General features: G+C 71.9%; 23 protein-coding genes and 1 pseudogene. 6 read left to right on the forward strand and 18 right to left on the reverse strand.

All coding sequences use genetic code 11. The features are described 5' to 3' along the window. Positions 1 to 50 precede the first annotated feature (50 nt). The 3 genes from RNC47_RS15485 to RNC47_RS15495 are packed head-to-tail and all read left to right on the forward strand — an operon-like array spanning position 51 to position 2,236. Positions 51 to 836, forward strand: coding sequence for an ABC transporter ATP-binding protein (locus RNC47_RS15485; RefSeq protein WP_311599200.1), 786 nt, complete (start codon positions 51 to 53; stop codon positions 834 to 836). 58 nt (positions 837 to 894) lie between these two features. After that, entirely contained in the window at positions 895 to 1,647 is a 753-nt protein-coding gene (locus RNC47_RS15490; RefSeq protein ID WP_311599202.1) for an ABC transporter permease, read from the forward strand. Between the two features lie 16 nt (positions 1,648 to 1,663). Next, positions 1,664 to 2,236 carry a cob(I)yrinic acid a,c-diamide adenosyltransferase gene (locus RNC47_RS15495; RefSeq protein WP_311599204.1) on the forward strand — a complete coding sequence of 191 codons (573 nt, stop codon included), beginning with the start codon at positions 1,664 to 1,666 and terminating at the stop codon, positions 2,234 to 2,236. A 61-nt stretch (positions 2,237 to 2,297) separates the two neighbouring features. Here RNC47_RS15495 and RNC47_RS15500 read toward each other — a convergent pair whose 3' ends face one another. After that, complete coding sequence (locus tag RNC47_RS15500; protein WP_311599205.1) at positions 2,298 to 2,873, reverse strand: hypothetical protein; 576 nt, start codon at positions 2,871 to 2,873, stop codon at positions 2,298 to 2,300. Between the two features lie 153 nt (positions 2,874 to 3,026). Between RNC47_RS15500 and RNC47_RS15505 the strand changes: the two genes are divergently transcribed. The 3 genes from RNC47_RS15505 to RNC47_RS15515 all read left to right on the forward strand — a co-directional run bounded on the left by RNC47_RS15505 (position 3,027) and on the right by RNC47_RS15515 (position 6,672). Continuing rightward, positions 3,027 to 4,205, forward strand: a complete 1,179-nt coding sequence (locus RNC47_RS15505) for a sensor histidine kinase (protein WP_311599207.1) — start codon at positions 3,027 to 3,029, stop codon at positions 4,203 to 4,205. Further along, the gene (locus RNC47_RS15510; protein ID WP_311599208.1) at positions 4,202 to 4,870 is read left to right on the forward strand and encodes a response regulator transcription factor; all 669 of its coding nucleotides are present in this window, start codon (positions 4,202 to 4,204) and stop codon (positions 4,868 to 4,870) included. Before RNC47_RS15505 ends, RNC47_RS15510 begins: the two co-directional genes overlap by 4 nt. Before the next feature lie 173 nt (positions 4,871 to 5,043). Further along, positions 5,044 to 6,672, forward strand: coding sequence for a glycosyl hydrolase family 18 protein (locus RNC47_RS15515; RefSeq protein ID WP_311599210.1), 1,629 nt, complete (start codon positions 5,044 to 5,046; stop codon positions 6,670 to 6,672). A 248-nt stretch (positions 6,673 to 6,920) separates the two neighbouring features. Here RNC47_RS15515 and RNC47_RS15520 read toward each other — a convergent pair whose 3' ends face one another. From RNC47_RS15520 to RNC47_RS15600, 17 genes and pseudogenes are all read right to left on the reverse strand, one after another. Further along, complete coding sequence (locus tag RNC47_RS15520) at positions 6,921 to 7,367, reverse strand: DUF2550 domain-containing protein (protein ID WP_311599212.1); 447 nt, start codon at positions 7,365 to 7,367, stop codon at positions 6,921 to 6,923. A 99-nt stretch (positions 7,368 to 7,466) separates the two neighbouring features. After that, positions 7,467 to 7,850: a F0F1 ATP synthase subunit epsilon gene (locus RNC47_RS15525; RefSeq protein WP_311599213.1), complete on the reverse strand. Its 384-nt coding sequence runs from the start codon at positions 7,848 to 7,850 to the stop codon at positions 7,467 to 7,469. 111 nt (positions 7,851 to 7,961) lie between these two features. Further along, a complete protein-coding gene (gene atpD / locus RNC47_RS15530) occupies positions 7,962 to 9,416 on the reverse strand; it encodes a F0F1 ATP synthase subunit beta (protein ID WP_311599214.1) in 1,455 nt (484 codons plus the stop codon). A gap of 2 nt (positions 9,417 to 9,418) precedes the next feature. Next, a complete protein-coding gene (locus tag RNC47_RS15535; RefSeq protein WP_311599216.1) occupies positions 9,419 to 10,348 on the reverse strand; it encodes a F0F1 ATP synthase subunit gamma in 930 nt (309 codons plus the stop codon). Between the two features lie 3 nt (positions 10,349 to 10,351). After that, positions 10,352 to 11,923, reverse strand: coding sequence for a F0F1 ATP synthase subunit alpha (atpA, locus tag RNC47_RS15540; protein ID WP_311599217.1), 1,572 nt, complete (start codon positions 11,921 to 11,923; stop codon positions 10,352 to 10,354). A 120-nt stretch (positions 11,924 to 12,043) separates the two neighbouring features. Further along, positions 12,044 to 12,868, reverse strand: a complete 825-nt coding sequence (locus tag RNC47_RS15545) for a F0F1 ATP synthase subunit delta (RefSeq protein ID WP_311599242.1) — start codon at positions 12,866 to 12,868, stop codon at positions 12,044 to 12,046. Between the two features lie 91 nt (positions 12,869 to 12,959). Next, a complete protein-coding gene (locus tag RNC47_RS15550) occupies positions 12,960 to 13,520 on the reverse strand; it encodes a F0F1 ATP synthase subunit B (RefSeq protein ID WP_311599243.1) in 561 nt (186 codons plus the stop codon). Between the two features lie 49 nt (positions 13,521 to 13,569). Beyond that, entirely contained in the window at positions 13,570 to 13,815 is a 246-nt protein-coding gene (gene atpE / locus RNC47_RS15555; protein WP_311599219.1) for an ATP synthase F0 subunit C, read from the reverse strand. Between the two features lie 72 nt (positions 13,816 to 13,887). Then, positions 13,888 to 14,682, reverse strand: a complete 795-nt coding sequence (atpB, locus tag RNC47_RS15560; RefSeq protein ID WP_387087907.1) for a F0F1 ATP synthase subunit A — start codon at positions 14,680 to 14,682, stop codon at positions 13,888 to 13,890. 240 nt (positions 14,683 to 14,922) lie between these two features. Further along, the gene (locus RNC47_RS15565) at positions 14,923 to 15,348 is read right to left on the reverse strand and encodes a hypothetical protein (RefSeq protein ID WP_311599222.1); all 426 of its coding nucleotides are present in this window, start codon (positions 15,346 to 15,348) and stop codon (positions 14,923 to 14,925) included. Positions 15,349 to 16,434: 1,086 nt separating this feature from the next. After that, positions 16,435 to 17,614: pseudogene (locus tag RNC47_RS15570) on the reverse strand (MraY family glycosyltransferase); the annotation flags it as partial. 43 nt (positions 17,615 to 17,657) lie between these two features. Further along, positions 17,658 to 18,320 (reverse strand): arsenate reductase/protein-tyrosine-phosphatase family protein, encoded by a 663-nt coding sequence (locus RNC47_RS15575; RefSeq protein WP_311599245.1) that lies wholly within the window; start codon positions 18,318 to 18,320, stop codon positions 17,658 to 17,660. A gap of 41 nt (positions 18,321 to 18,361) precedes the next feature. Continuing rightward, positions 18,362 to 19,009 (reverse strand): L-threonylcarbamoyladenylate synthase, encoded by a 648-nt coding sequence (locus tag RNC47_RS15580; RefSeq protein ID WP_311599224.1) that lies wholly within the window; start codon positions 19,007 to 19,009, stop codon positions 18,362 to 18,364. Between the two features lie 17 nt (positions 19,010 to 19,026). Next, positions 19,027 to 19,926 (reverse strand): peptide chain release factor N(5)-glutamine methyltransferase, encoded by a 900-nt coding sequence (prmC, locus tag RNC47_RS15585; protein ID WP_311599226.1) that lies wholly within the window; start codon positions 19,924 to 19,926, stop codon positions 19,027 to 19,029. Between the two features lie 25 nt (positions 19,927 to 19,951). Next, positions 19,952 to 21,022 carry a peptide chain release factor 1 gene (gene prfA / locus RNC47_RS15590; protein ID WP_311599228.1) on the reverse strand — a complete coding sequence of 357 codons (1,071 nt, stop codon included), beginning with the start codon at positions 21,020 to 21,022 and terminating at the stop codon, positions 19,952 to 19,954. Between the two features lie 149 nt (positions 21,023 to 21,171). Further along, positions 21,172 to 21,396 carry a 50S ribosomal protein L31 gene (gene rpmE, locus RNC47_RS15595; RefSeq protein WP_311599230.1) on the reverse strand — a complete coding sequence of 75 codons (225 nt, stop codon included), beginning with the start codon at positions 21,394 to 21,396 and terminating at the stop codon, positions 21,172 to 21,174. 122 nt (positions 21,397 to 21,518) lie between these two features. Further along, positions 21,519 to 22,580, reverse strand: a complete 1,062-nt coding sequence (locus tag RNC47_RS15600; RefSeq protein ID WP_394814789.1) for an LCP family protein — start codon at positions 22,578 to 22,580, stop codon at positions 21,519 to 21,521. Between the last annotated feature and the right edge of the window lie 285 nt (positions 22,581 to 22,865).

The following is a 22,865-nucleotide window of genomic DNA, read 5'->3' on the forward strand; positions in this document are numbered from 1 at the left end:
AAAACTTGGTGGCGTTGCAATGTTTCAGTCTCTCTGCTTTTCTGGGGCTCATGGCACCGATCCTCACCACCCACGACCTCGCCCGTACCTTCCAGACCAAGCGCGGCACGGTGGAGGCCGTCCGCGGCATCGACATGTCCGTCGAGCCCGGCGAGATCCTCGGCTTCCTCGGCCCCAACGGCGCCGGCAAGAGCACCACCCTGCGCATGCTCACCACCCTGCTCGCGCCCACCAGGGGCAGCGCCACCATCGCCGGCCACGACCTGGCCCGCGAGCCGGAGGCGGTCCGCCGGGTCATCGGCTATGTCGCGCAGTCCAGCGGCGTCGCCCCCGACGAGCTCGTCCGTGACGAGCTCATCTTCCAGGGCCGCCTCTACCGGCTGCCGCGCGCCGAGGCCGAGGCCAGGGCGGCGGAGCTGGCCGCCGAGCTCGACCTGACCGAGCTGCTCGGCCGCAAGTGCTCGGAGCTGTCCGGCGGCCAGAAGCGCCGCCTCGACATCGCCCTGGCGCTCGTCCACCGCCCCGAGGTGCTCTTCCTCGACGAGCCCACCACCGGACTCGACCCGGGCAGCCGCGCCGACCTGTGGGACCTGATCCGCCGCGTCCGCGGCCAGCAGGGCACCACCGTCTTCCTCACCACCCACTACCTGGACGAGGCCGACGAGCTCTCCGACCGGCTGGTCGTCGTCGACGGCGGCCGGGTCGCGGCCGAGGGCACCCCGCGCGAGCTGAAGACCCGCCACGGCGGCTCCCCCGACGCCTCCCTCCAGGACACCTTCATCGCCATCACCGGGCGCGGCCCCAAGAAGGACGACCTCGCGCCCGTCGCCCTCTGACCGTCAAGCACCGTCAAGGACCGTCCAGGACCGCCCCAGCGAAGGAACCACCGCCACCATGTCCCACCTGCTCGCCGACACCCGCGTCGTCTACGGCCGCTACCTCCGGCAGACGCTGCGCTCCCGCATCAGCCTCGTCTTCGGGCTGCTCCAACCCACCCTCTTCCTCGCCTTCTTCGGGCCGCTGCTCGAGGACGTGCCGCTGGGCGGCCGCGGCGACTCCTGGCAGACCCTCGTCCCCGGCCTGCTCGTCCAACTCGGCCTGTTCTCCGCCGCGTTCGCCGGCTTCGGCATCATCATGGAGAAGCAGCTCGGCATCGTGGAGCGGATGCGGGTGACGCCGGTCAGCCGGCTCGCGCTGCTGCTCGGCCGGGTGCTGCGGGACGCCACCCAACTGCTCGTCCAGTCGCTGCTGCTGGTGCTGCTCGGCGTCGCCTTCGGGCTGCGCGCCCCCGTCCTCGGCGTGCTGATCGGCTTCGCCTTCGTCAGTCTGCTCGGCGTCTCGCTCGCCTCGCTGTCCTACGCCTTCGCCATGCGCGTCAACACCATCCAGGAGTTCGCCCCGGTCATCAACTCCGTCAACCTGCCGGCGATGCTGCTCTCCGGCATCCTGCTGCCGATGGCCCTGGCCCCCGGGTGGCTCGACGCCGTCTCCCACTTCGTGCCGTTCCGCTACCTGGTGGACGCGGTCCGCGCCGCCTTCGTCGGCGACTACGGCGGCGACATGGCCCTCGGCGCGCTGGTCGCGGTCGGCCTCGCCGCCGTCTCCATCACCCTCGGCACCCGCATCTTCCGCAAGGCGGGAGCGTGACCCATACCCTCGTGCCATGGTGAATCTCACGCGGATCTACACCCGCACCGGGGACCAGGGCACCACCGCGCTGGGCGACAACAGCCGGGTGCCCAAGACCGACGCCCGCATCGCCGCCTACGCCGACGCCAACGAGGCCAACGCCGTCATCGGGACGGCGTTGGCCCTCGGCCAGCTCCCGGACGAGGTGCGCGCCGTGCTCGTCCGGGTGCAGAACGACCTCTTCGACGTCGGCGCCGACCTGTGCACACCCGTCGTCCCCGACCCCGAGTTCCCGCCGCTGCGCGTCGAGCAGAGCTACGTGGACCGCCTGGAGGCGGACTGCGACCGCTTCCTCGCCGACCTCGACAAGCTGCGCAGCTTCATCCTCCCCGGCGGCACCCCGGGCGCCGCCCTGCTGCACCAGGCGTGCACCGTGGTCCGCCGCGCCGAGCGCAGCACCTGGGCCGCGCTCGACCGGCACGGCGACACGATGAACCCGCTGACCGCGACCTATCTCAACCGCCTCTCCGACCTGCTGTTCATCCTCGCCAGGACGGCCAACAAGGAGACCGGCGACATCCAGTGGGTGCCGGGCGAGAACCGGTGACGCGACGCCGGTGAGGCGGGCGCACGGCCCCGGCCGGTGGCCGGGCCATGGCGCGACCGCCTCACCCGGCGTCTCGCCGCACCGCTTCCCCGGGCGTCAGCCCGCTCGGCGCCTTGCCGGGCCAGATCATGTAGTAGAGGGCGACCAGGGCGTGGATGCCGACCGCCCTGGCGGCCGCGCCCTCGGTCGAGCGGAGTGGGGTCGCCGCGTCCGGGTCGTCGACGAAGAGGATCATCGCCTCGATCACCACCACCGTGACGGCGGCGGCCAGCAGCGTCCTGGTCCAGATCCGCCACTCGTAGGCGGTGCGCTCCCTCCCGTACAGCTCCAGCTTGGGCGGCCTCGGCCCGCCGCCCAAGCGGTGCGCGGCGTGCCGGTCGGCCCAGGCGATCACCGAGTGCCCGTAGGCGACGGTGAAGCCGAGGTAGAGCGCGGCGAGGCCGTGCGTGTAGGACGGCTCGCCGCCGGACCTCAGGTCCCAGGCCGTCGCGGCGAGCAGCGCCACGTCGATCAGCGGAACAGCGAGCAGCAGCACGGTGCTCGCCCGCTGCCTGCGCAGCAGGTAGCGGACGGCGAGGCCGGCCGCGAGCACCACCCAGAAGGCGATCTCGGCGGCCACGATGAATGCGACGATCACAACAGCGACTCCTTCCCCCGTCGCCTCCATGCTCGACCGTCGCCGACCGCCGCCGCGTCCCCTTCGCCGGTGATCCGGAGGCCCTCGTCTGCATCCTTCGATGTAGACCGGTGGAGGGTCCCGGCACCGCCCGCGACGTGTTTCGATGGAGCCATGCCCCGACCGTCCCGCCCGCACCGCCACGACGTGTGGATCGCCGTGGCCGGCCTGGCCGGCGGTCTCTTCGGTCTCGCCTTCGGGATGTACACGGTCGTGCCGGACCGGCCGCACGGCCCGCTGGTGCTGGTGGGGCTGCTCGCCATGTGCGGCGCCGAGCTGCTGCGCCGCACCGCGCCGCGGCTGGCGCTGGCCGTGGCCGTCGCCGCCTTCGCGGTCGACGCCGCCACCGGCGGCCTGCTGGCCGTCCTGGTGATGTTCACGGACGTCGTCTACGCGGCGGTGCTCTACGGCCGCCCCCGGTTCGGCCGGGCCGTCACCCACGGCAGCGTGGTGCTCAGCATCACCGTCACCGTCGGCGCGATCGTCTGGCTGCGCACCCCGGAGGCCGTGCTGCTCGGCGTGGTGTGCGCCGGCATCACCGCGACCCCGGCGTGGACCGGGCTGATGCTCCGCGACCACCGGGAGGCGGCCGCCGCCGAGCGGCTGCGCGCCGAGCAGACCGCGCTGCTGGCCGAGATGGACCGGGCCCAGGCGGTGGCGGGCGAGCGGTCCCGGATGGCCAGGGAGCTGCACGACATGGTGGCCAACCACCTGTCGGCCATCGCCATCCACTCCACCGCCGCGCTCACCCTGGACGAGCCGGACGCGACCCGGCGCGCGCTGTCCGTGATCCGGGAGAACAGCACCCAGGGGCTCACCGAGATGCGCCGGCTGATCGGGCTGCTGCGCGACTCGGGCGGCGACGACGCGCCCGAGGCCGTGCCGAGCCTCGACGGGCTGCCGGCCCTGTTGCGCCGCGCCAGGGACGGCGGCGCCGGCCGGCTCGAGTTCACCGCCCGGGACGAGCGCCCCGCCGACGCCCCGCTGCCCACCCCGGTCGAGCTCGCCGCGTACCGCATCGTCCAGGAGTCGCTGACCAACGCGGTCAAGCACGCCGCGCCCGGCGAGGTCGAGGTGGCCCTGGCCCAGGACGAGGAGGCGCTGACCGTCACCGTGACCAGCCCCTACGGCGCGGACGCGCCCAGCCGGGCCCCCGGCTCCGGCACCGGCCTGATCGGCATGCGGGAGCGCGTCGAACTGCTCGCCGGCGCCTTCGCCGCAGGACCCGCGCCCGGCCCCGACAGCGCGCCCCGCTGGCGGGTGCGCGCCACGCTCCCCCTGGCGGGCTCGTGACCGTGCGCGTGGTGGTCGCCGAGGACCAGGCGGCGGTGCGGCAGGGCCTGGTGCTGATCCTGGGCAGCGCCCCCGACATCGAGGTGGTCGGCGAGGCGGCCGACGGCGAGCGCGCGGTCGAGCTCGCCCGCGAGCTGCGGCCCGACCTGGTGCTGATGGACATCCAGATGCCCGTGCTCGACGGGGTCGCGGCGACGGCGCGGATCACCGGTGAGCGGCTGGCCGAGGTGCTGGTGCTCACCACCTTCGACTTCGACGAGTACGTCTTCGGCGCGCTGCGCGCCGGCGCCGGCGGCTTCCTGCTCAAGGACAGCGACGCGGCCTCGCTGATCGCGGCCGTGCGCACGGTGGCGGCGGGCGAGGGCACCATCGCGCCCGCCGTGACCCGCCGGCTGATCGCCGAGTTCGCCCGCACCGCGCCGGCGCCCCGGGCGCCCGCGGCCGACCGGAGCCGGCTGGCCACGCTCACCCCCAGGGAGCGCGAGGTGCTGGCGCACGTCGGCGCCGGACTCGCCAACGCCCAGATCGCCGAACGGCTCGGCATGGCCGAGGCCACGGTGAAGACCCATGTGAGCCGGATCCTGCACAAGTTGGGGCTGCGCAGCCGGGTGCAGGCGGCGGTGCTGGCCCAGGAGGCGGACGTCACGGGCGGCCAGGACCGCTGAGACCCCCGGGGCGAGCCCCCAACTCGCCTGTGGTACAGACCTCTTGACCGTTGGTCTGGACCATTCTACTCTCACGGCTATCGAACGCGGTCGACGTACCGCTCCACGGCACGGACCCGCCCCGCCACCCGGGGCTCCCCCACATCTCACCCGGCCGACTCGAGGAGCCTTCCTTGCCACGCGTCAGACGCCGAATCACCGCCCTGCTCGCGGTGTTCGCCCTTCCCCTCGCCTGGATCGTGGCGGTGGCCGGCCCGGCCCAGGGCGCCACCCCCACCGCCACCTACACCAAGACCTCCGACTGGGGCACCGGCTTCGAGGGCCGGTGGACCATCAGCAACACCGGCGACCAGCCCCTCAGCGGCTGGACGCTGGAGTGGGACTTCCCCTCCGGCACCGCCGTCACCTCCGCCTGGGACGCCCGCGTCACCAACAACGGCACCCACTGGACCGCCCGCGACGCCGGCTGGAACGGCTCCCTGGCCCCCGGCCAGACCGCCAGCTTCGGCTTCAACGGCAGCGGCGCCGGCGCCCCGGCCAACTGCCTCCTCAACGGCCAGCCCTGTGACGGCAGCGGCGACGGCGACGACGGAGGGGACGACGGCGGAGACGACGGGGGCGACAACGGCGGCACCCCGCCCGACGGCCGGGTCAACCTCGGCTACTTCGCCGAGTGGGGCGTCTACGGCCGCGACTACCACGTCAAGGACATCGTGGACTCCGGCACCGCCGAGGACATCACCCACATCAACTACGCCTTCGGCAACGTGACCAACGGCGAGTGCGCGATCGGCGACTCCTACGCCGCCTACGACCGCGCCTACAGCGCCGCCGAGAGCGTCAGCGGCGTCGCCGACACCTGGGACCCGGGCGCGCTGCGCGGCAACTTCAACCAGCTGCGCCAGCTCAAGGAGCGCTACCCGCACATCCAGGTCCTCTGGTCCTTCGGCGGCTGGACCTGGTCGGGCGGCTTCACCGAGGCCATGCGCGACCCGCAGCGCTTCGCCCAGTCCTGCTACGACCTGGTCAACGACCCGCGCTGGGCCGGCGTCTTCGACGGCATCGACCTGGACTGGGAGTACCCCAACGCCTGCGGCCTGAGCTGCGACAGCAGCGGCCCGCGGGTCTTCGGCGACATGATGCGCGCCTTCCGCGACGTCTTCGGCGACCAGCTGGTCACCGCGGCCATCACCGCCGACGCCTCGTCCGGCGGCCGGATCTCCGCCTCCGACTACGCCTACGGCGCCCAGTACGCCGACTGGCTCAACGTCATGACCTACGACTTCTTCGGCGCCTGGGCGGGCACCGGTCCCACCGCCCCGCACTCGCCGCTGACCTCGTACAACGGGCTGCCCACCCAGGGCTTCACCTCCGAGGCGGCGATCAACGCGCTGATCGCGCAGGGCGTCCCGGCGAACAAGCTGCTGCTGGGCATCGGCTTCTACGGCCGCGGCTGGACCGGCGTCAGTCAAAGCGCGCCGGGCGGCAGCGCCACCGGACCCGCGCCCGGCACCTACGAACAGGGCATCGAGGACTACAAGGTCCTCGCCGCCCGCTGCCCGGCCACCGGCACCGTGGCGGGAACCGCCTACGCCCACTGCGGCAACCAGTGGTGGAGCTACGACACACCGGCGACCGTCACCAGCAAGATGGCCTGGGCACGCCAACGCGGCCTCGGCGGCGCCTTCTTCTGGGAGTTCTCCGGCGACAGTACGAACGGCGCCCTGGCCAGCGCCATCAGCACGGGCCTCGGCGGCGCCGGCCTAGCCGGCGTGGGCCAAGCCGCCGCCGACAGTCGGTAAACCGCGGGACGTGGGCGGCTTGTCGCGCCCACACGGCGGAGCGCCGCGCCCCTGAGGGGGCGCCCACACGGGCCCGGAGAAAGCCGCGGCCGGGACGGCTGAACGCACGCCGTCCCGGCCGTGACCATGTCCCACGCGGAGACGGCCAGCAGGCCGCCGGCCGACGGCGGCGATCCGGCCCATCCGGCGGGGCCGGTTCGCGGAGCCGCATGATGCGAACCGCCCCCGCGCCCCTTCGGGGCGCCACGTCAGGCCACGTTGACCCGCTGGCCGGGCGGGGCCGCCTCCAGCCAGGCGAGGAAGCCGGTCAGGGCGTCCTCGCTCATCGCCAGCTCCACGTCCCACTCGTCGTGGCGGCAGCTCAGCACCACCGCGCCGGGCAACAGCGCCAGCTCCTCCTCGCCCATCGGCTGTCGCCGGTCCCGCACCTGGATGCGGTCACGCTGGAGGGTGCGGCGCGGCCGCAGCGCGTAGGAGAAGACCCGGAACCACTCCACGTGGTCCCCGTTGTACCTGGCCACCCCGTAGAGCCAGCCCTTGCCCTGCGACTGGCCGGCGCGCGGGGCGGTGAACCGGGCGCTGCAGTCGAAGGTGCCACCGGACCGCTGGATCACCCGGCGCCGCACTCCGAAGCCGAAGAGCCCGAGCACCAGCAGCGCGAGCGCCGCACCGGTCACGACCAAAGCGAGGACCATCCTGATCGACCTCCTCGCCTCGTGCCGTGTCCCGTGCCGGCTGCCCCGTTTTCGCCTGCCGAAGAAGATGGTGGCCGGCCGCTGGCGGCCGGCCGCGCGTCAGCGACTCGCCGCCACGGCCCGCAGCCGCACGTCGGCACGCTGCTCGGCGGGAGCGTCGGACTCCGCCTTCGCCCGCTCCAGGGCGCGCTCGGCGCGCTCGACGTCGATCTCCTCCGACAGCTCGGCGATCTCCGCGAGCAGCGACAGCTTACCGTCCGTGTAGGAGACGAACCCGCCGTGCACGGCGGCCACGACACTGCCCTGACCGCTCTCGCCGGCCGTGCGGATGGTCACCGGACCCGGCTTGAGCACCGCGAGCAGCGGCTGATGGCCAGGCATGATGCCGATGTCGCCGGAGGTGGTGCGCGCCACGACCAGGCTGGCCTCGCCCGACCAGACCTGGCGGTCCGCGGCGACCAACTCGACGTGCAGCTCAGCCACGATGGCTCCCCTCTCTCCTTGCTCAAAGAATAGTTGGCGTCCCCTGGCACCCGTGGGGCGGGGTGCCCCCGATCGAGATCGGGTACCCCGCCCCACGGGACCGAACCAGGGTCAGGAAACGCCCAGCTTCTTGGCCTTGGCCTTGAGGTCGTCCAGGCCACCGCACATGAAGAACGCCTGCTCGGGGAAGTGGTCGAACTCGCCGTCGGCGATCGCGTTGAACGCCGCGATCGTCTCCTCCAGCGGCACGTCCGAGCCGTCGAGGCCGGTGAACTGCTTCGCCGCGTGGGTGTTCTGCGACAGGAAGCGCTCGATCCGGCGGGCGCGCTGGACGGTGAGCTTGTCCTCCTCGCTCAGCTCGTCCATACCGAGGATCGCGATGATGTCCTGCAGGTCCTTGTACTTCTGCAGGATCCCCTTGACGCGGGCCGCGCAGTCGTAGTGGTCCTGCGCGACGTACCGCGGGTCCAGGATCCGGGAGGTCGAGTCCAGCGGGTCGACCGCCGGGTAGATGCCCTTCTCCGAGATCGGGCGGGAGAGCACCGTGGTCGCGTCCAGGTGGGCGAAGGTGGTCGCCGGCGCCGGGTCGGTCAGGTCGTCCGCGGGGACGTAGATCGCCTGCATCGAGGTGATCGAGTGACCGCGGGTGGAGGTGATGCGCTCCTGCAGCACGCCCATCTCGTCGGCCAGGTTGGGCTGGTAGCCCACCGCGGACGGCATGCGGCCCAGCAGCGTGGAGACCTCGGAGCCGGCCTGGGTGAAGCGGAAGATGTTGTCGATGAAGAACAGCACGTCCTGCTTCTGGACGTCGCGGAAGTACTCCGCCATCGTCAGACCGGCCAGCGCCACCCGGAGCCGGGTGCCCGGCGGCTCGTCCATCTGACCGAAGACGAGCGCGGTCTGCGGGAGCACGCCCGACTCCGCCATCTCCTCGATCAGGTCGTTGCCCTCACGGGTGCGCTCGCCGACGCCGGCGAACACCGACACACCCTCGTGGAGCCGGGCCACGCGGATGATCAGCTCCTGGATGAGCACCGTCTTGCCCACGCCCGCGCCGCCGAAGAGGCCGATCTTGCCGCCCTTGACGTACGGGGTCAGCAGGTCGATGACCTTCAGACCGGTCTCGAACATCTCGGTCTTGGACTCGAGCTGGTCGAACGCCGGCGCCTTGCGGTGGATGTCCCACCGCTCGGTGACCTCGGACTCGGCCTCCGGCTCGTTCAGGATCTGGCCCAGGGTGTTGAACACCCGGCCCTTGGTCACGTCGCCGACCGGCACCGAGATGCCACGGCCGGTGTCGGTGACCGGCGCCTGACGCACCAGACCGTCGTTGGGCTCCAGCGCGATGGTGCGCACCAGGCCCTCACCCAGGTGCTGCGCCACCTCGAGCGTCAGCGTCCTGGTGGTGCCCTTCTCGGCGGGGTCGGCGACCTCGACCGTCAGGGCGTTGTAGATGTCCGGCATGGCGTCGACGGGGAACTCCACGTCGACGACCGGACCGATGACTCGGGCGATCCGGCCCGTGGCCGCGGCCTTGCTGGTGGCCGCCTCAGCAGCAGTGGTCATGGTTAGCGTTCACTTCCCGCGGTCGCGTCGGCCAAGGCGCTCGCGCCACCGACGATCTCGGTGATTTCCTGGGTGATTTCGGCCTGGCGGGCCGCGTTGGCAAGCCGCGTGAACGACTTGATGAGCTCGTCCGCGTTGTCCGTCGCCGACTTCATGGCCCGCCGGGTCGCGGCGTGCTTGGAGGCGGCCGCCTGCAGCAGCGCCACGTAGATCCGGCTCTCCACGTACCGCGGCAGCAGCGCGTCGAGGACCTGCTCGGCCGACGGCTCGAAGTCGTAGAGCGGACGCGGCGCGCCGCCGCGCTTGAAGGTCTCGGCGGACTCCTCGGCGGAGCCGCCGAGCTCCATCGGCAGCAGTTGCTGCTCGACCGGCGTCTGGCTGATCATCGAGACGAACTCCGTGTACGCGATGTGGAGCTCGTCGATGCCACCCTCGTCGGAGTCCTTGCGGATCGCCTCGATCAGCGGCGCCGCGATCTCCTTGGCGTCGGCGTACGTCGGGTTGTCCGTGAACCCCGTCCAGGACTGGACGAAGGGGCGCTCACGGAACCCGTAGTACGTCACGCCCTTGCGGCCGACGATGTAGGTGTCGACCTCCATGCCGGCGGCCACCAGCTCGCCCGTCAGGTGCTCGCCCGCCTTGATCGCGTTGGACGAGTACCCGCCGGCCAGGCCGCGGTCCGCGGTGATCAGCAGCATCGCGGCGCGGCGCGGCCGCTCGAGCTTGGTGGTCAGCGGGTGCTTGACCTCCGAGCCGTACGCCACCGCGCTCGCCGCGTTGGTGAGCTCGTCGGCGTACGGCGTGGCCGCGGCCACCCGGCGCTGCGCCTTGATGATCCGCGAGGCGGCGATCATCTCCATGGCGCGGGTGATCTTCTTGGTCGCCGAGACCGACCTGATCCGCCGCTTGTAGGTCCGAAGCTGGGAGCCCATGGATCAGCCCTCGCCCAGCAGCTTGCCGTCCGCCGTCTCGAACTGCGACTTGAACTTGTTGACGGCGGCGGCGACGGCCTCGAGCGTGTCGTCCGACATCTTGCCGCCCTCGCGGATCGAGGTCATCAGACCCTTGTGCTCACGGCCCAGGAAGTCGAGCAGCTCGCGCTCGAAGCGACGGATGTCGCCGACCGGGATGTCGTCCATCAGACCGTTGGTGCCGGCCCAGATCGACACGACCTGGTTCTCGGTCGGGTACGGGTTGTACTGCTCCTGCTTCAGCAGCTCGACCATGCGCTGGCCACGGGACAGGGCGGCCTTGGAGGCCGCGTCCAGGTCGGAGCCGAAGGCGGCGAACGCCTCGAGCTCGCGGTACTGGGCCAGGTCCACGCGGAGCGAACCGGTGATCTGCCGGATCGCCTTGTGCTGCGCGGAGCCACCGACGCGGGAGACGGAGATACCGACGTTCAGCGCCGGGCGCTGGCCCGCGTTGAACAGGTCGGACTCCAGGAAGCACTGACCGTCGGTGATCGAGATCACGTTGGTCGGGATGAACGCGGAGACATCGTTGGCCTTGGTCTCCACGATCGGCAGACCGGTCATCGAGCCGGCGCCCATGTCGTCGGACAGCTTGGCGCAGCGCTCCAGCAGCCGGGAGTGCAGGTAGAACACGTCGCCCGGGTAGGCCTCGCGGCCCGGCGGGCGGCGGAGCAGCAGGGAGACGGCACGGTAGGCGTCGGCCTGCTTCGACAGGTCGTCGAAGATGATCAGGACGTGCTTGCCGTCGTACATCCAGTGCTGGCCGATGGCCGAGCCGGTGTAGGGGGCGATGTACTTGAAGCCCGCCGGGTCGGACGCCGGGGCGGCCACGATGGTGGTGTACTCCAGCGCGCCGGCCTCCTCCAGGGCGCCACGCACCGAGGCGATGGTGGAGCCCTTCTGGCCGATCGCCACGTAGATGCAGCGGACCTGCTTGCTCGGGTCGCCGGAACGCCAGTTGTCGCGCTGGTTGATGATCGTGTCGACCGCGAGCGCCGTCTTGCCGGTCTGGCGGTCGCCGATGATCAGCTGACGCTGGCCGCGGCCGATCGGGGTCATGGTGTCGACGGCCTTGTAGCCCGTCTCCATGGGCTCGTGCACCGACTTGCGCTGCATCACGCTGGGGGCACGCAGCTCCAGGGCGCGACGCCCGGTGGTCTCGATCTCGCCAAGACCGTCGATCGCGTTGCCCAGCGGGTCCACGACCCGGCCCAGGTAACCGTCGCCGACGGCCACCGAGAGCACCTCGCCGGTGCGGCGCACCGGCTGGCCCTCCTCGATGCCGCTGAACTCACCGAGGACGACGACGCCGATCTCCCGCTCCTCGAGGTTGAGGGCGAGGCCGAGGGTGCCGTCCTCGAACTCCAGCAGCTCGTTCGCCATGGCCGAGGGCAGTCCCTCGACCTTCGCGATGCCGTCGCCGGCAACGCTGACCGTCCCGACCTCTTCGCGCGAGGCCGCGTCCGGCGTGTACGACTGGACGAAGTTCTCCAGTGCGTCCCGGATCTCATCCGGCCGGATCGTGAGCTCCGCCATCTGGGTTCCCTGCTCTCCTTGTTGGGCCCGTAAGTACGTCCACTACGGCCCAACTCGGGCCGCTAGTACTGCTTCTTGAGTTGGTGGCGCCGTCAGGTGGCGCTCCCCCGCGTCGGCGGGTCAGCCGGCCATCCGCCGGTTGACCTCGTCGAGCCGGTCGGCGATGGTGCCGTGGATGACCTCGTCACCCACCCGGACCGAGATCCCGCCGATGACCGCCGGGTCGACGTCCAGGTTCAGCTGGATGGGCCGGCCGTAGAGCCGGGCCAGCGTGTCGCCGAGCCGGTCCCGCTGCGCGTCGCTGAGCGGCACCGCCGAGGTGACGACGGCGACCGAGCGGCCACGCCGCGCGGCGGCCAGCGAGCACAGGTCGTCCAGCCCACTGTCCAGGCTACGTCCCCGCGGCCGTTCCACCAGCCTCGTGACGAGGCGGATCGTGACCTCGTGGGCACGGCCCCCGAGCAGCTCCCGGATCAGCCCGGCCCGGGCGGCGATCCGCTCGGGGTCGGTGTCCTTGGCGCTGAGCGCCGCGCTCAGCTCCGGCGAGGTGACGACGATCCGGCCGAACCGGAACAGCTCGTCCTCCACCGTGTCCAGCACGCCCGCCTCGTCGGCCGCGATCAGGTCGGCGCTGTCGGCCAGCCCCTCCACCGCGTCCACCAGGTCGCGGGAGCTGGACCAGCGGGACCTGACCATGCCCGAGACGAGGTCGACGGCCTCCCCGCTCACCTGCCCGGTGAGCAGCCGGCCGACCAGGTCCGCCTTGGCCTCGCCCGGCTGCGCCGGGTCGGTCAGCAGCCGCCGCAGCGCGGTCTCGCGATCGAGCAGCACGGTGACCGCGGCCAGATCGGCGGCCAGCGCGGCGGCGTCCACGCGGGTGTTGTCGGTCAGCGCGTCAAGCCGCTCGCGCGCGGCCTCGACGGCCTCACGGCTCGCTCCGATCATTCTGGTCACGCTCCCCTTCTCACTCGCTGCCGCTCACAGGCCGGACGCCGCCGGGCACCGGCCCGGCGGCTCGCCCTGCTGTCGGTCGACCTCATCGACCAGCCTCGGAACGGCTCGGGACCGAGCCGCTGGCCTGCTCCTCGAGCTCGTCGAGGAACCTGTCGATGGTGCGGCTCTGCCGGGCGTGGTCCTCCAGGGACTCGCCCACGAGCCGGCCGGCCAGCTCGATGGCCAGCTGACCGACGTCCTGCCGCAGCTGCTCGGTGGCCTGCCTGCGGTCGGCCTCGATCTGGGCGTGACCGGCGGCGATGATCTCCTCACGCTGCCGCTGCCCCTCCGCGCGCATCTCCGAGATGAGCGCGGCGCCCTGCTCCTGCGCCTCCTGGCGCAGCCGGGCGGCCTCGTGCCGCGCCTCGGCCAGCAGCTCCTTGTAGCTGTCCAGCGTCTGGCGGGCCTCGGCCTGCACGGACTGGGCCTTCTCGATACCGCCCTCGATGGCCTCGCGGCGCTCCTCGAGGGTCTTGTTGATGTTCGGCAGCAGCTTCTTGTAGAAGGCGAAGAAGATGATGCCGAAGCAGATCAGACCGACAGCGACCTCGGGCCACACGGGCAGCAGCGGGTTGTTGGGCTCCTCCGCCGCCAGTTCGATCATCGTGATCATGTTGGTGGACCTCTCGTCTGTTAGAGCTTCGTGCGGAAGCTCAGGAGATGGCGAAGGCCAGCACGAAGCCCATCAGCGCCAGCGCCTCGATGACGGCGAAGCCGAGCAGCATGTTGGTCCGGATCAGACCGGCCGCCTCGGGCTGGCGGGCCATGGCCTGGACGCCGTTACCGAAGACGATGCCGACGCCGATGCCGGGGCCGATGGCGGCAAGACCGAAACCGACGGTGTTGATGCTGCCCCCGATGGAGTCGGCGGCGGCGAGGGTCTCGAGAGCTGCGGACATGTCCGTTGTATTCCTTCTCTGTGGTGGGCCGGTGGGGTGTGAGCGCCCACCGGAGGGTTGTGCTTGGTGCTCTCAGTGCGCTTCTTCGAGCGCCTGGGAGAGGTAGTTGGCGGTCAGGACGACGAAGACGTAAGCCTGCAGGGCCTGGATGAACATCTCGAAGGCCGTCAGGACCAGCGCCAGCGTCAGCGAGGGGATCGCGTAGAGCGTGCCGACGAAGCTCCCCAGCATGTACCAGGAGGCGATGGTGAAGAGCAGCAGCAGCAGGTGGCCGGCGAACATGTTGGCGAAGAGCCGGACCGCCAGCGTGAAGGGCCGCAGGAAGACGTTCGAGATGAACTCGATGGGCGTCAGGATCACGTAGATCGGCTTGGGCAGGCCGCTGGGCACACAGAGGTTGCGCAGGCCGCCGACGAAGCCGTTGGTCCGGAAGGTGACCGTCATGTAGGTGACCCAGACCACGACGGCGAGGCCGGCCGGGAAGGCGATGGCCGAGGTCACGGGGAACTGGGCGAACGGGATGACCGCCCAGAGGTTCATGACCCAGACGAAGAAGAAGAGCGAGACCAGGAAGGGGACGAAGGGCTCGCCCTTCTTGCCCATGATCTCGCGGGCGACACCGCGGCGCACGAAGTCGTAGCCGGCCTCGGCCACCATCTGGAGCTTGCCCGGCACCACCTTCGGGCTGGCGAAGGCGGCCCAGAAGAAGGTGAGGATCAGCGCCGTGCCGAGGAACGCCAGCAGCATGATCTTGTTGAACTCGATCGGACCGATGTGGGCGATCGGCTCGAAGAGGAACGACCACACCGACGGGGCGGGGAAGCCGCAGTCTTGGAACAGGTGGCAATCGGTCTCGAAGGCGAGCACTTCCTCGTTACTCACCGTGAGCTCCCTCGGCGTGACGCATGAATACGGCAACCTCTACGTGTCGGCGTGGCGGCATGCCACGGAACGGCACTGGACTGGGTGTGGCGGGAGAAACGCCGGTCGGCACATGCACCGCTGTCCCGCACAGCACGCGCGCCGGTCTCGACTCGGCTCTCGGCGACGGACGATAGCAGCCCGCGACGAGGCTCGTTATACAGCCCCCGCGGTCGCCGCTGCCGCTCATGGCCGCCCACCAGGCGGGCTACCGGCGGACTCGGGCACCACGTAGGGGGTCTTGATGCGCACATGCGCACGAACCTGTCCCCCGAGCCAGGCGACGGTACCGGCGACGACGCCGATGGCGAAGGCACGCGCGTTGAGGAACGACGCGTCGCGCAGCAGGAAGAGCGCGGCGGCCAGCAGCACCATCTGCGTGGTGTAGATCAGGAAGGCCGCGCCGAAGAACAACTCGGGCCAGCGCCGGCCGACGTACCCGAGGGAGAGCAGGCCACCGCCGAAGAAGAAGGCGGCGAGGAGCACACCAAGGGCTACTCCGACGGCGCCGTCGACCGCGGCCACCGCCGCGCCGATGGCGACGGCGAGTACACCTACCGCGGCAGTGGGGATCGCGGCGCCACGGATGATCGCGGCGTCGTTGGACTGCATGGAAGTGTTTCTCCGGCGGGCTTCGGGGACTGTCGTCGTTGACGAGTTGACGAGCGTTTCGTGAACGCTATCACAAACTATTTGATGAGGTCTTTACCCAGTTCGTGTGCAGGACCTCACACGGGAGAGGTAATCAAACCGTTGCGGTGCTGACGGGAAGATCGTCATCTGCTAGGGCCTTGCCGGCCCAGCCGGAGCCGCCCTCACGACCGACTGTCGATCCGCCGACGGGAGGCCTGGCCGGCCCGGCGAGCCGCCCTCATGACCGACTGTCGATCCGCCGGCGGCCGAACCGCTGCCGGTCGCCGACCGCCGTGGCCCCCCGCGGCCGCCGGCCGCCCCCGGCGGGCTTGGCCGCCTCGGCGTCCCCCACCGTGTGCTCCGGCAAACCGGCACCGCCTGCGGCGCCGCCTGCGGCGAGCTCGGCCGACAGGCCGGCATCGACGCCCCCACTCGTGGCGGTCGGCGACGCTCCCGCGCCAGCGGCAAGCGGCTCGGTGTCCGCCGAGGAGCCGGTGCCCGACGCAGCGACCGGCGCTGCCGCACCAGCCGCCTGGTCGGCGGACAGACCTGCCTCAGCGTCCGCCGGCGAAGCCGGCGTGCCAGCGGCAAGCGGCTCGGCATCCGCCGAAGACCCACCACCCCGCGAAGCCGGCGGCGCTGCCGCGCCAGCGGCCAACGGTTCGGCGGACCGGCCCACCTCAGCGCCATCCGGCGCCGTCGCCGCGCCAGCGGCAAGCGGCTCGGCATCCGCCGAGGAGCCGGTGCCCGGCGAAGCCGGTTCGTCGCCGCCGGGCGAAGCGACCGGCGCCGCCGCGCCATTGGCCAACGGTTCGGCCGACAGGCCCACCTCAGCGCCAGCCGGCGCCGCGGCCGCGCCAGCGGCAAGCGGCTCGGCCTCCGCCGAAGACCCACCAGCCGGCGAAGCCGGCGCCGCGCCAGCGGCAAGCCGTTCGGCATCCGCCGAGGAGCCGCCACCCGGCGAAGCCGGCACGGTTGCCGCGCCAGCGGCGAGCGGGTCCGCGGGGGCGCCCGTGTCGGCTTCCGCCGTCGCCGGCTCGCGTACCTTCGAGCCGCTGGCGCCGGCAGGCGCACGGCGGTAGCGAGGCGGCACCACGCTCTGCGCCCAGCGGGGGGCGCGGGGGGTGAAGCGCGGCATGAGGAGCACGATCAGGCCGACCGCGCTCAGCACCACCACCGTCGGCACGATCCACGCGCTGGCCCACTCGTTGGCGGCCTGCGCCGAGTACGCCACCGCGCCGAACGAGATCAGCGCCGACCAGAAGTACATGATCAGCACGGCCCGGCTCTGCGAGTGGCCGATCTCCAGCAGCCGGTGGTGCAGGTGGCCGCGGTCCGCGCTGAACGGGGAGCGTCCGTTCCACGTCCGGCGCACGATCGCCAGCACCAGGTCCATGAACGGCACCACGATGATCGTCAGCGGCAGCAGCAGCGGGATGTACACCGGCACCTGCTGCACCGTGCGTTCCCGGCCGGTCAGGTCGAGGCCCATCGCGTCCGGGTCGACCTGGCCCGTGATGGACACCGCGCCCGCGGCGAGCACCAGTCCGAGCAGCATCGACCCCGAGTCGCCCATGAAGATCCGCGCCGGGTGCAGGTTGTGCGGCAGGAAGCCGATGCACATGCCCATCAGCACGGCCGCGAAGAGCGTCGCCGGGGCGGCCGCCTCGATGCCGTAGCCGTACCAGATGCGGTAGGCGTACAGGAAGAACGCCGCCGCCGAGATGCAGACCATGCCGGCGGCCAGGCCGTCGAGGCCGTCCACGAAGTTCACCGCGTTGATGGTGACCACCACGATGGCCACCGTCAGCAGCGTGCCCTGGAGCGGGGTGAGCGCGACCATGCCGACGGTCGGCACCGGCAGCCACAGGATGGTCAGGCCCTGGAGCACCATCACGCCGGCCGCGATCATCTGCAGGCCGAGCTTGAGCAGCGCGTCCACGCCGTAGCGGTCGTCGAGGACGCCGACGATCCAGATCAGCGCGGCACCGGAGAGCAGCGCCCGCGGCTCCTGCGAGAAGAGGAACACCTCGCCGATGTTCTCCAGCTGCGCGGCCACCAGGAGGCCCGCGCACAGGCCGCCGAACATCGCGATGCCGCCGAGCCGCGGCGTGGGCTCGCGGTGGATGTCCCGCGCCCGGATCGCCGGCATGGCGCCCCAGGCGATCGCGAACTTCCGCACCGGACCCGTCAACAGATAGGTGACGGCGGCGGTGACGCAGAGCGTCAACAGGTATTCGCGCACAAGATGCCCCAGTGGTCTCGCTGGACTACCGCGGAACACCTTCTCATGCCCGCGCCCCCCTCGACCGCCATGGTGCGCGCGAAGGCACCCCGGTCAGGGCCGTGACGACGGGATCCAGCGCCGCGTTGATCTCCTCGCCGATACTGCGGAAATAGGGCAGGGGCGCACCATACGGGTCCTGCACCTCGTCGGCCTCCGCGTTGGGCGCGAGCAGCCACCCCCGCAGCGCGGCCGCCGCGCGCGCCAGCGCCCGCGCCCGTTCCACCAGGCCCTCGGGCGAGGTGGCCGCCGGCAGCGTGGTCATGTCGATGGCCCGCACCAGGCGGGTGAACTCCTTGAGCGTGAACGTGCGCAGTCCGGCCGAGTGCCCCATGGAGATGACCTGGGCCCGGTGGTCGCGGGTCGCCGTGAGCACGAGATCGGCTTGAATCACGTGCTCGTCGAGCAGTTCCCGGCCGGTGAAGCCCCCGGCGTCGGCGCCGTACTCGGCGAGCAGTTGGGCGGCGTGCTCCTCCATCGGCGCGCCCTCGTGCCCCCAGGTGCCGGCGCTCTCCACCACCAGGCCGCCCGTGTAGCCGCCGAGGCGGTCGGCGATGGCCTGGCGGGTCAGCCGCTCGGTGATCGGGGAACGGCACACGTTGCCCGTGCTGACGTGCAGTATCCGGAAGACCTGCCGCGGACCGCCGGGCACCTCGTGGGCCGGTATGCCGGTGTTGCCGGTGTCCGCGGGGCTGGCCGCGGGCGGGGTCAATGCGAGGTCTCCAGATCGGGGACGACCTTGCGCAGCTCCTCCTCGCTCACCGCCCCGGCGCGCAACAGCACCGGAACGCTCCCGGTGACGTCGACGATCGAGGAGGGCACGGTGTCCAGCGTCGGCCCGCCGTCCAGGTAGACGGCGATCGCGTCGCCCAGCATGTCCATCGCGCCGTCGCAGTCGACTGGCGGCGGGTGGCCGCTGAGGTTGGCGCTGGAGACGGCCATCGGGCCGAAGTCCTTGAGGAGTTCCAGCGCGACGGGGTGCAGCGGCATCCGCACCGCGACCGTGCCGCGGGTCTCGCCGAGGTCCCAGGTGAGGGACGGCTGGTGCTTGGCGACGATGGTGAGCGCGCCGGGCCAGAACGCGTCGACGAGCTCCCAGGCGCGTTCGGAGAAGTCGGTGACCAGGCCGTGCAGGGTGTTGGGCGAGCCGATCAGCACGGGCGACGGCATGCCGCGGCTGCGGCCCTTGGCCTCGAACAGGTCGCCCACGGCGCCGGTGTTGAAGGCGTCGGCGCCGACCCCGTAGAGGGTGTCGGTGGGCAGCACGACGAGGTCGCCGCGCCGCACGGCGGAAGCGGCCTCCCGCAGCCCGTGCTTGCGGTCGACCGGGTCCGAGCAGTCGTAACGACGTGCCATGACTGAGGGTCCTCCTCTCACCGCGCGACCCGACGCGCCGTGGCGAATCGTGGCCGGTTGTTCAGGTCGGGATGGTCCGCGGCGTCGGCCCAGCCGCGGTCCTCGGTGAAGATCCAGGGCACCTGGCCGCCCTGGGTGTCGGCGTGCTCGATGACCACCATGCCACCGTGCCGCAGCAGCCGGTGCGCCGCCCGCTCCAGGCCCCGGATGGTGTCCAGGCCGTCCTCGCCGGAGAACAGGGCGAGCTCCGGGTCGTGGTCGCGGGCCTCTGGGGCCACGTGCTCCCACTCGCCGAGGGGGATGTAGGGCGGGTTGGAGATCACCAGGTCGGCCTGCCCGTTGAGCTCGGGCAGGGCGGTGCGGGCGTCCCCGTGGTGCAGCACGACGCGGCTGCCCTCGGCGTTCTTCCTGGCCCACTCCAGGGCCCGCTCGTCGAGCTCCACGGCGTGCACGCGGGAGCGCGGCACCTCCTGCGCCAGCGCCAGCGCGATGGCGCCCGAGCCGGTACACAGGTCGATGATCAGCGGCTCGGCCACGTCCATGGCGCGCACCGCGTCTATCGCCCAGCCGACCACCGACTCGGTCTCGGGGCGGGGCACGAACACCCCGGGGCCCACCTGGAGTTCGAGGTAGCGGAAGAAGGCGCGGCCGGTGATGTGCTGGAGCGGCTCGCGCGCCTCCCGGCGGGCCACGGCCTCCCAGTAGCGGGCGTCGAAGTCGGCGTCGGGCACGGAGTGCAGCCGGCCGCGCTCGGTGCCGTGCACGAACGCGGCGAGCTCCTCGGCGTCGTACCTCGGCGATGGCACCCCGGCGTCGGCCAGCCGCTGGGTGGCCCGCGCGACCTCGGCCAGCAGCAGGGAGCGGGTCGCCCCGCGGCCGGAGGGCGCCCCGGCGGGCCGCCCGGTTGATGCAGTCACGCTGCCCACCCTACGCATCTCACGGTCACTGCGCCGCCGCCAACTTCGCGGCGGAATCGGCGTCCACGCAGGCCTGGATGACCGCGTCGAGCTCGCCGTCGAGCACCTGGTCGAGGTTGTACGCCTTGAAGCCCACCCGGTGGTCCGAGATCCGGTTCTCCGGGAAGTTGTAGGTGCGTACCCGCTCGGAGCGGTCCACCGTGCGCACCTGGCTGCGACGGGCGTCGGACGCCTCGCGGTCCGCCTCCTCCTGGGCCGCCGCGAGCAGCCTGGCGCGCAGGATGCGCAGCGCCTGCTCCTTGTTCTGCAGCTGGCTCTTCTCGTTCTGGCAGGAGACGACGATGCCGGTGGGCAGGTGGGTGATGCGGACCGCGGAGTCGGTGGTGTTGACGGACTGGCCGCCGGGCCCCGAGGAGCGGTAGACGTCGATGCGCAGGTCGTTGGGGTTGATCTCGACCTCGACGTCCTCCGCCTCGGGCAGCACGAGCACGCCCGCGGCCGAGGTGTGGATGCGGCCCTGGGACTCGGTGGCCGGCACCCGCTGCACCCGGTGCACGCCGCCCTCGTACTTCAGCCGGGCCCAGACGCCCTGTCCCGGCGCGGGGGTGCCGCGGCTCTTCACGGCCACCGACACGTCCTTGTAGCCGCCGAGGTCCGACTCGTTGCCGTCGATGATCTCGGTGCGCCAGCCGACGCGCTCCGCGTAGCGCAGGTACATCCGGAGCAGGTCGCCGGCGAACAGCGCGGACTCGTCGCCGCCCTCGCCGGCCTTGATCTCCAGGATCACGTCCTTGTCGTCGGCCGGGTCGCGGGGCACGAGCAGCAGCCGCAGCTCGTCGGTCAACTCGTCGCGGCGGGCCTGGAGCTCCTTCACCTCGTCGGCGAACTCCGGGTCCTCGGCGGCGAGTTCGCGGGCGGCCTCGATGTCGTCGCCGGTGCCCTTCCAGGCGCGGTAGGTGGTGATGACCGGGGTCAGCTCCGCGTACCGCTTGCTGAGCCGGCGGGCCGCGGCCTGGTCGGCGTGGATCCCGGGGTCGGCGAGCCGTCGCTCCAGGTCGGCGTGTTCGCCGACGAGTTCCTCGACCGCCTCGAACATCGTGACTGCTCCTGAGCTCTGCGTAACGGTGGCTTTACGGGACGCGCCCCTCTTGTCTGACGCGCCCCCCTCACGGACGCGAAAGGCGCCGGTCCGGCCGCCTCCTGGTCTCCCAGGACGGGCGGCCGGGCCCGGCGCCGTCGGGGTCGCTACTTGCGGTTGGCCCCGGCGTTCTTGCCGAAGCGCGCCTCGAAACGGGCCACCCGGCCACCGGTGTCCATGATCTTCTGCTTGCCGGTGTAGAACGGGTGGCACTCCGAGCAGACGTCGGCACGGATGGTTCCGCTGCTCACGGTGGAGCGGGTGGTGAACGACGCGCCACAGGTGCAGCTGACCTGGGTCTCGACGTACGCGGGGTGAATGTCGCGCTTCACGGGTCTCTCCTAGGTTCGGGAGGGCGCCGGGTCGGCACGCGGGATGCGCGCCGTGAACCGGGGCCGACGCTCCAGTCTGCCAGCACTGGTGCGCACCCTCCAAAACGGCCCCCGGGCTCCCGCTATTCCCTCGCGATCACCTCGCGCTCGCTGGGCCGGGGCTCGGCCGCCGAGCCCTCGGTCGCCGAGCCGGGCACCGGCCGGTCGGCGCGCAGCGCGGACCAGACCTGGGTCGCCTGCCGCTCGATGGCGACGACCCGGTTGGGGTCCTTCGGATCGAAGGTCACGGGCATCGTCAGCATGGTCATCGACTCCGGGTCGATGCCCTTGAGGGTGCGGGCGAGCCCGGCGAGGTCCGCGGCCGAGCCGAGCCCGGAGTCGGTGGTGACGGAGCGGGTGGCGGTGTCGGCGATGTCGTAGAGCCGGCGCGGGTCGGTGAAGAGCCCGATGCCGCCGACCTGCCTGGCCAGGGCCCTGACGAACGAGTGCTGGAGCCGTATTCGGCCGAGGTCGCTGCCGTCGGAGAGCGCCTTCCTGGTGCGCACCAGGGCCAGCGACTGCTCCCCGTCGAGGGTGTGGGTGCCGGCCGCCAGGTCGAGCTCGCTGTCCTCGTCCCTGATGGCCTGGGTGGTGGTGACCTCGACGCCGCCGAGCGTGTCGACGAGCCGCGAGAAGCCCTCGAAGTCGACCTCCAGGTAGTGGTCCATGCGCACGCCGGTCAGCTTCTCCACGGTCTTCACGGCGCAGACCGGCCCGCCGACGCTGTAGGCCTCGTTGAACATGGTGCGCTTCCTGGCCGGCTCTCCCCCACAGCTCGGCCGCTCGACCAGGGTGTCCCTCGGTATCGACACGACGGTGGCGGCGTCCCTGGCCTCGTTGAGGTGCACGATCATCGCGGTGTCGGCCCTGGCCCCCGAGTGCCGGCCGTACTCGCCGTCGGTGCCGGCGCGGGAGTCGGAGCCGAGCACCAGGATGTCCATGGAACCGTTGGGGCTGTCCGCCGGCCGGTCATGGCCGAGGGCGCCGTCGATGTCGATCTGCGAGATGTTCCGGTCGAACTTGATGTAGAGCGCGGTCAGCCCAGCCCCCGCCAGCAGCACCAGCAGCACCAGACACAGTCCACCCACCCGCACCAGGCGCCACAGCCGCTGTCTGGACGACGCGCCATCCACTCGTGGGGCCACCTCCCCAGTGTGACCGCGCCCCCCACTTCCCGCCCGTCGATCACCGACACCCGACGACGGCCCGCGCAGCGGGCCACCTGGCCACGGCTCTCCCCCACCCACCCCCCGCCCTTCCCCGCCCCGGTCCACCGGACCGCCCTGACGGCCTGCGGCCCCGGCACCGCGCGACGGCCCGCGCAGCGGGCCGACTGGCAGCCGAGCGCCCCGCGCCGGCTTCGCCGCCCGCGCGCGCAGCGCGCGGTGCGGCGCAGACGCGCCCCGCGCCGCGGAGCCACCGGAAAAGGG

Origin of the sequence: Streptomyces millisiae (assembly GCF_031845425.1) — a bacterium.
Lineage (GTDB): Bacteria > Actinomycetota > Actinomycetes > Streptomycetales > Streptomycetaceae > Streptomyces > Streptomyces millisiae.

Excerpts from the sequence above, each read along its gene's own strand:
- RNC47_RS15485 (WP_311599200.1), top strand. The coding sequence starts at position 51 with ATGGCACCGATCCTCACCACCCACGACCTCGCCCGTACCTTCCAGACC.
- RNC47_RS15490 (WP_311599202.1), top strand. The coding sequence starts at position 895 with ATGTCCCACCTGCTCGCCGACACCCGCGTCGTCTACGGCCGCTACCTC.
- RNC47_RS15495 (WP_311599204.1), top strand. The coding sequence starts at position 1,664 with ATGGTGAATCTCACGCGGATCTACACCCGCACCGGGGACCAGGGCACC.
- RNC47_RS15505 (WP_311599207.1), top strand. The coding sequence starts at position 3,027 with ATGCCCCGACCGTCCCGCCCGCACCGCCACGACGTGTGGATCGCCGTG.
- RNC47_RS15520 (WP_311599212.1), bottom strand. The coding sequence starts at position 7,367 with ATGGTCCTCGCTTTGGTCGTGACCGGTGCGGCGCTCGCGCTGCTGGTG.
- atpD (WP_311599214.1), bottom strand. The coding sequence starts at position 9,416 with ATGACCACTGCTGCTGAGGCGGCCACCAGCAAGGCCGCGGCCACGGGC.
- RNC47_RS15535 (WP_311599216.1), bottom strand. The coding sequence starts at position 10,348 with ATGGGCTCCCAGCTTCGGACCTACAAGCGGCGGATCAGGTCGGTCTCG.
- atpA (WP_311599217.1), bottom strand. The coding sequence starts at position 11,923 with ATGGCGGAGCTCACGATCCGGCCGGATGAGATCCGGGACGCACTGGAG.
- RNC47_RS15545 (WP_311599242.1), bottom strand. The coding sequence starts at position 12,868 with ATGATCGGAGCGAGCCGTGAGGCCGTCGAGGCCGCGCGCGAGCGGCTT.
- RNC47_RS15550 (WP_311599243.1), bottom strand. The coding sequence starts at position 13,520 with ATGATCGAACTGGCGGCGGAGGAGCCCAACAACCCGCTGCTGCCCGTG.
- atpE (WP_311599219.1), bottom strand. The coding sequence starts at position 13,815 with ATGTCCGCAGCTCTCGAGACCCTCGCCGCCGCCGACTCCATCGGGGGC.
- RNC47_RS15565 (WP_311599222.1), bottom strand. The coding sequence starts at position 15,348 with ATGCAGTCCAACGACGCCGCGATCATCCGTGGCGCCGCGATCCCCACT.
- RNC47_RS15580 (WP_311599224.1), bottom strand. The coding sequence starts at position 19,009 with ATGGCACGTCGTTACGACTGCTCGGACCCGGTCGACCGCAAGCACGGG.
- prfA (WP_311599228.1), bottom strand. The coding sequence starts at position 21,022 with ATGTTCGAGGCGGTCGAGGAACTCGTCGGCGAACACGCCGACCTGGAG.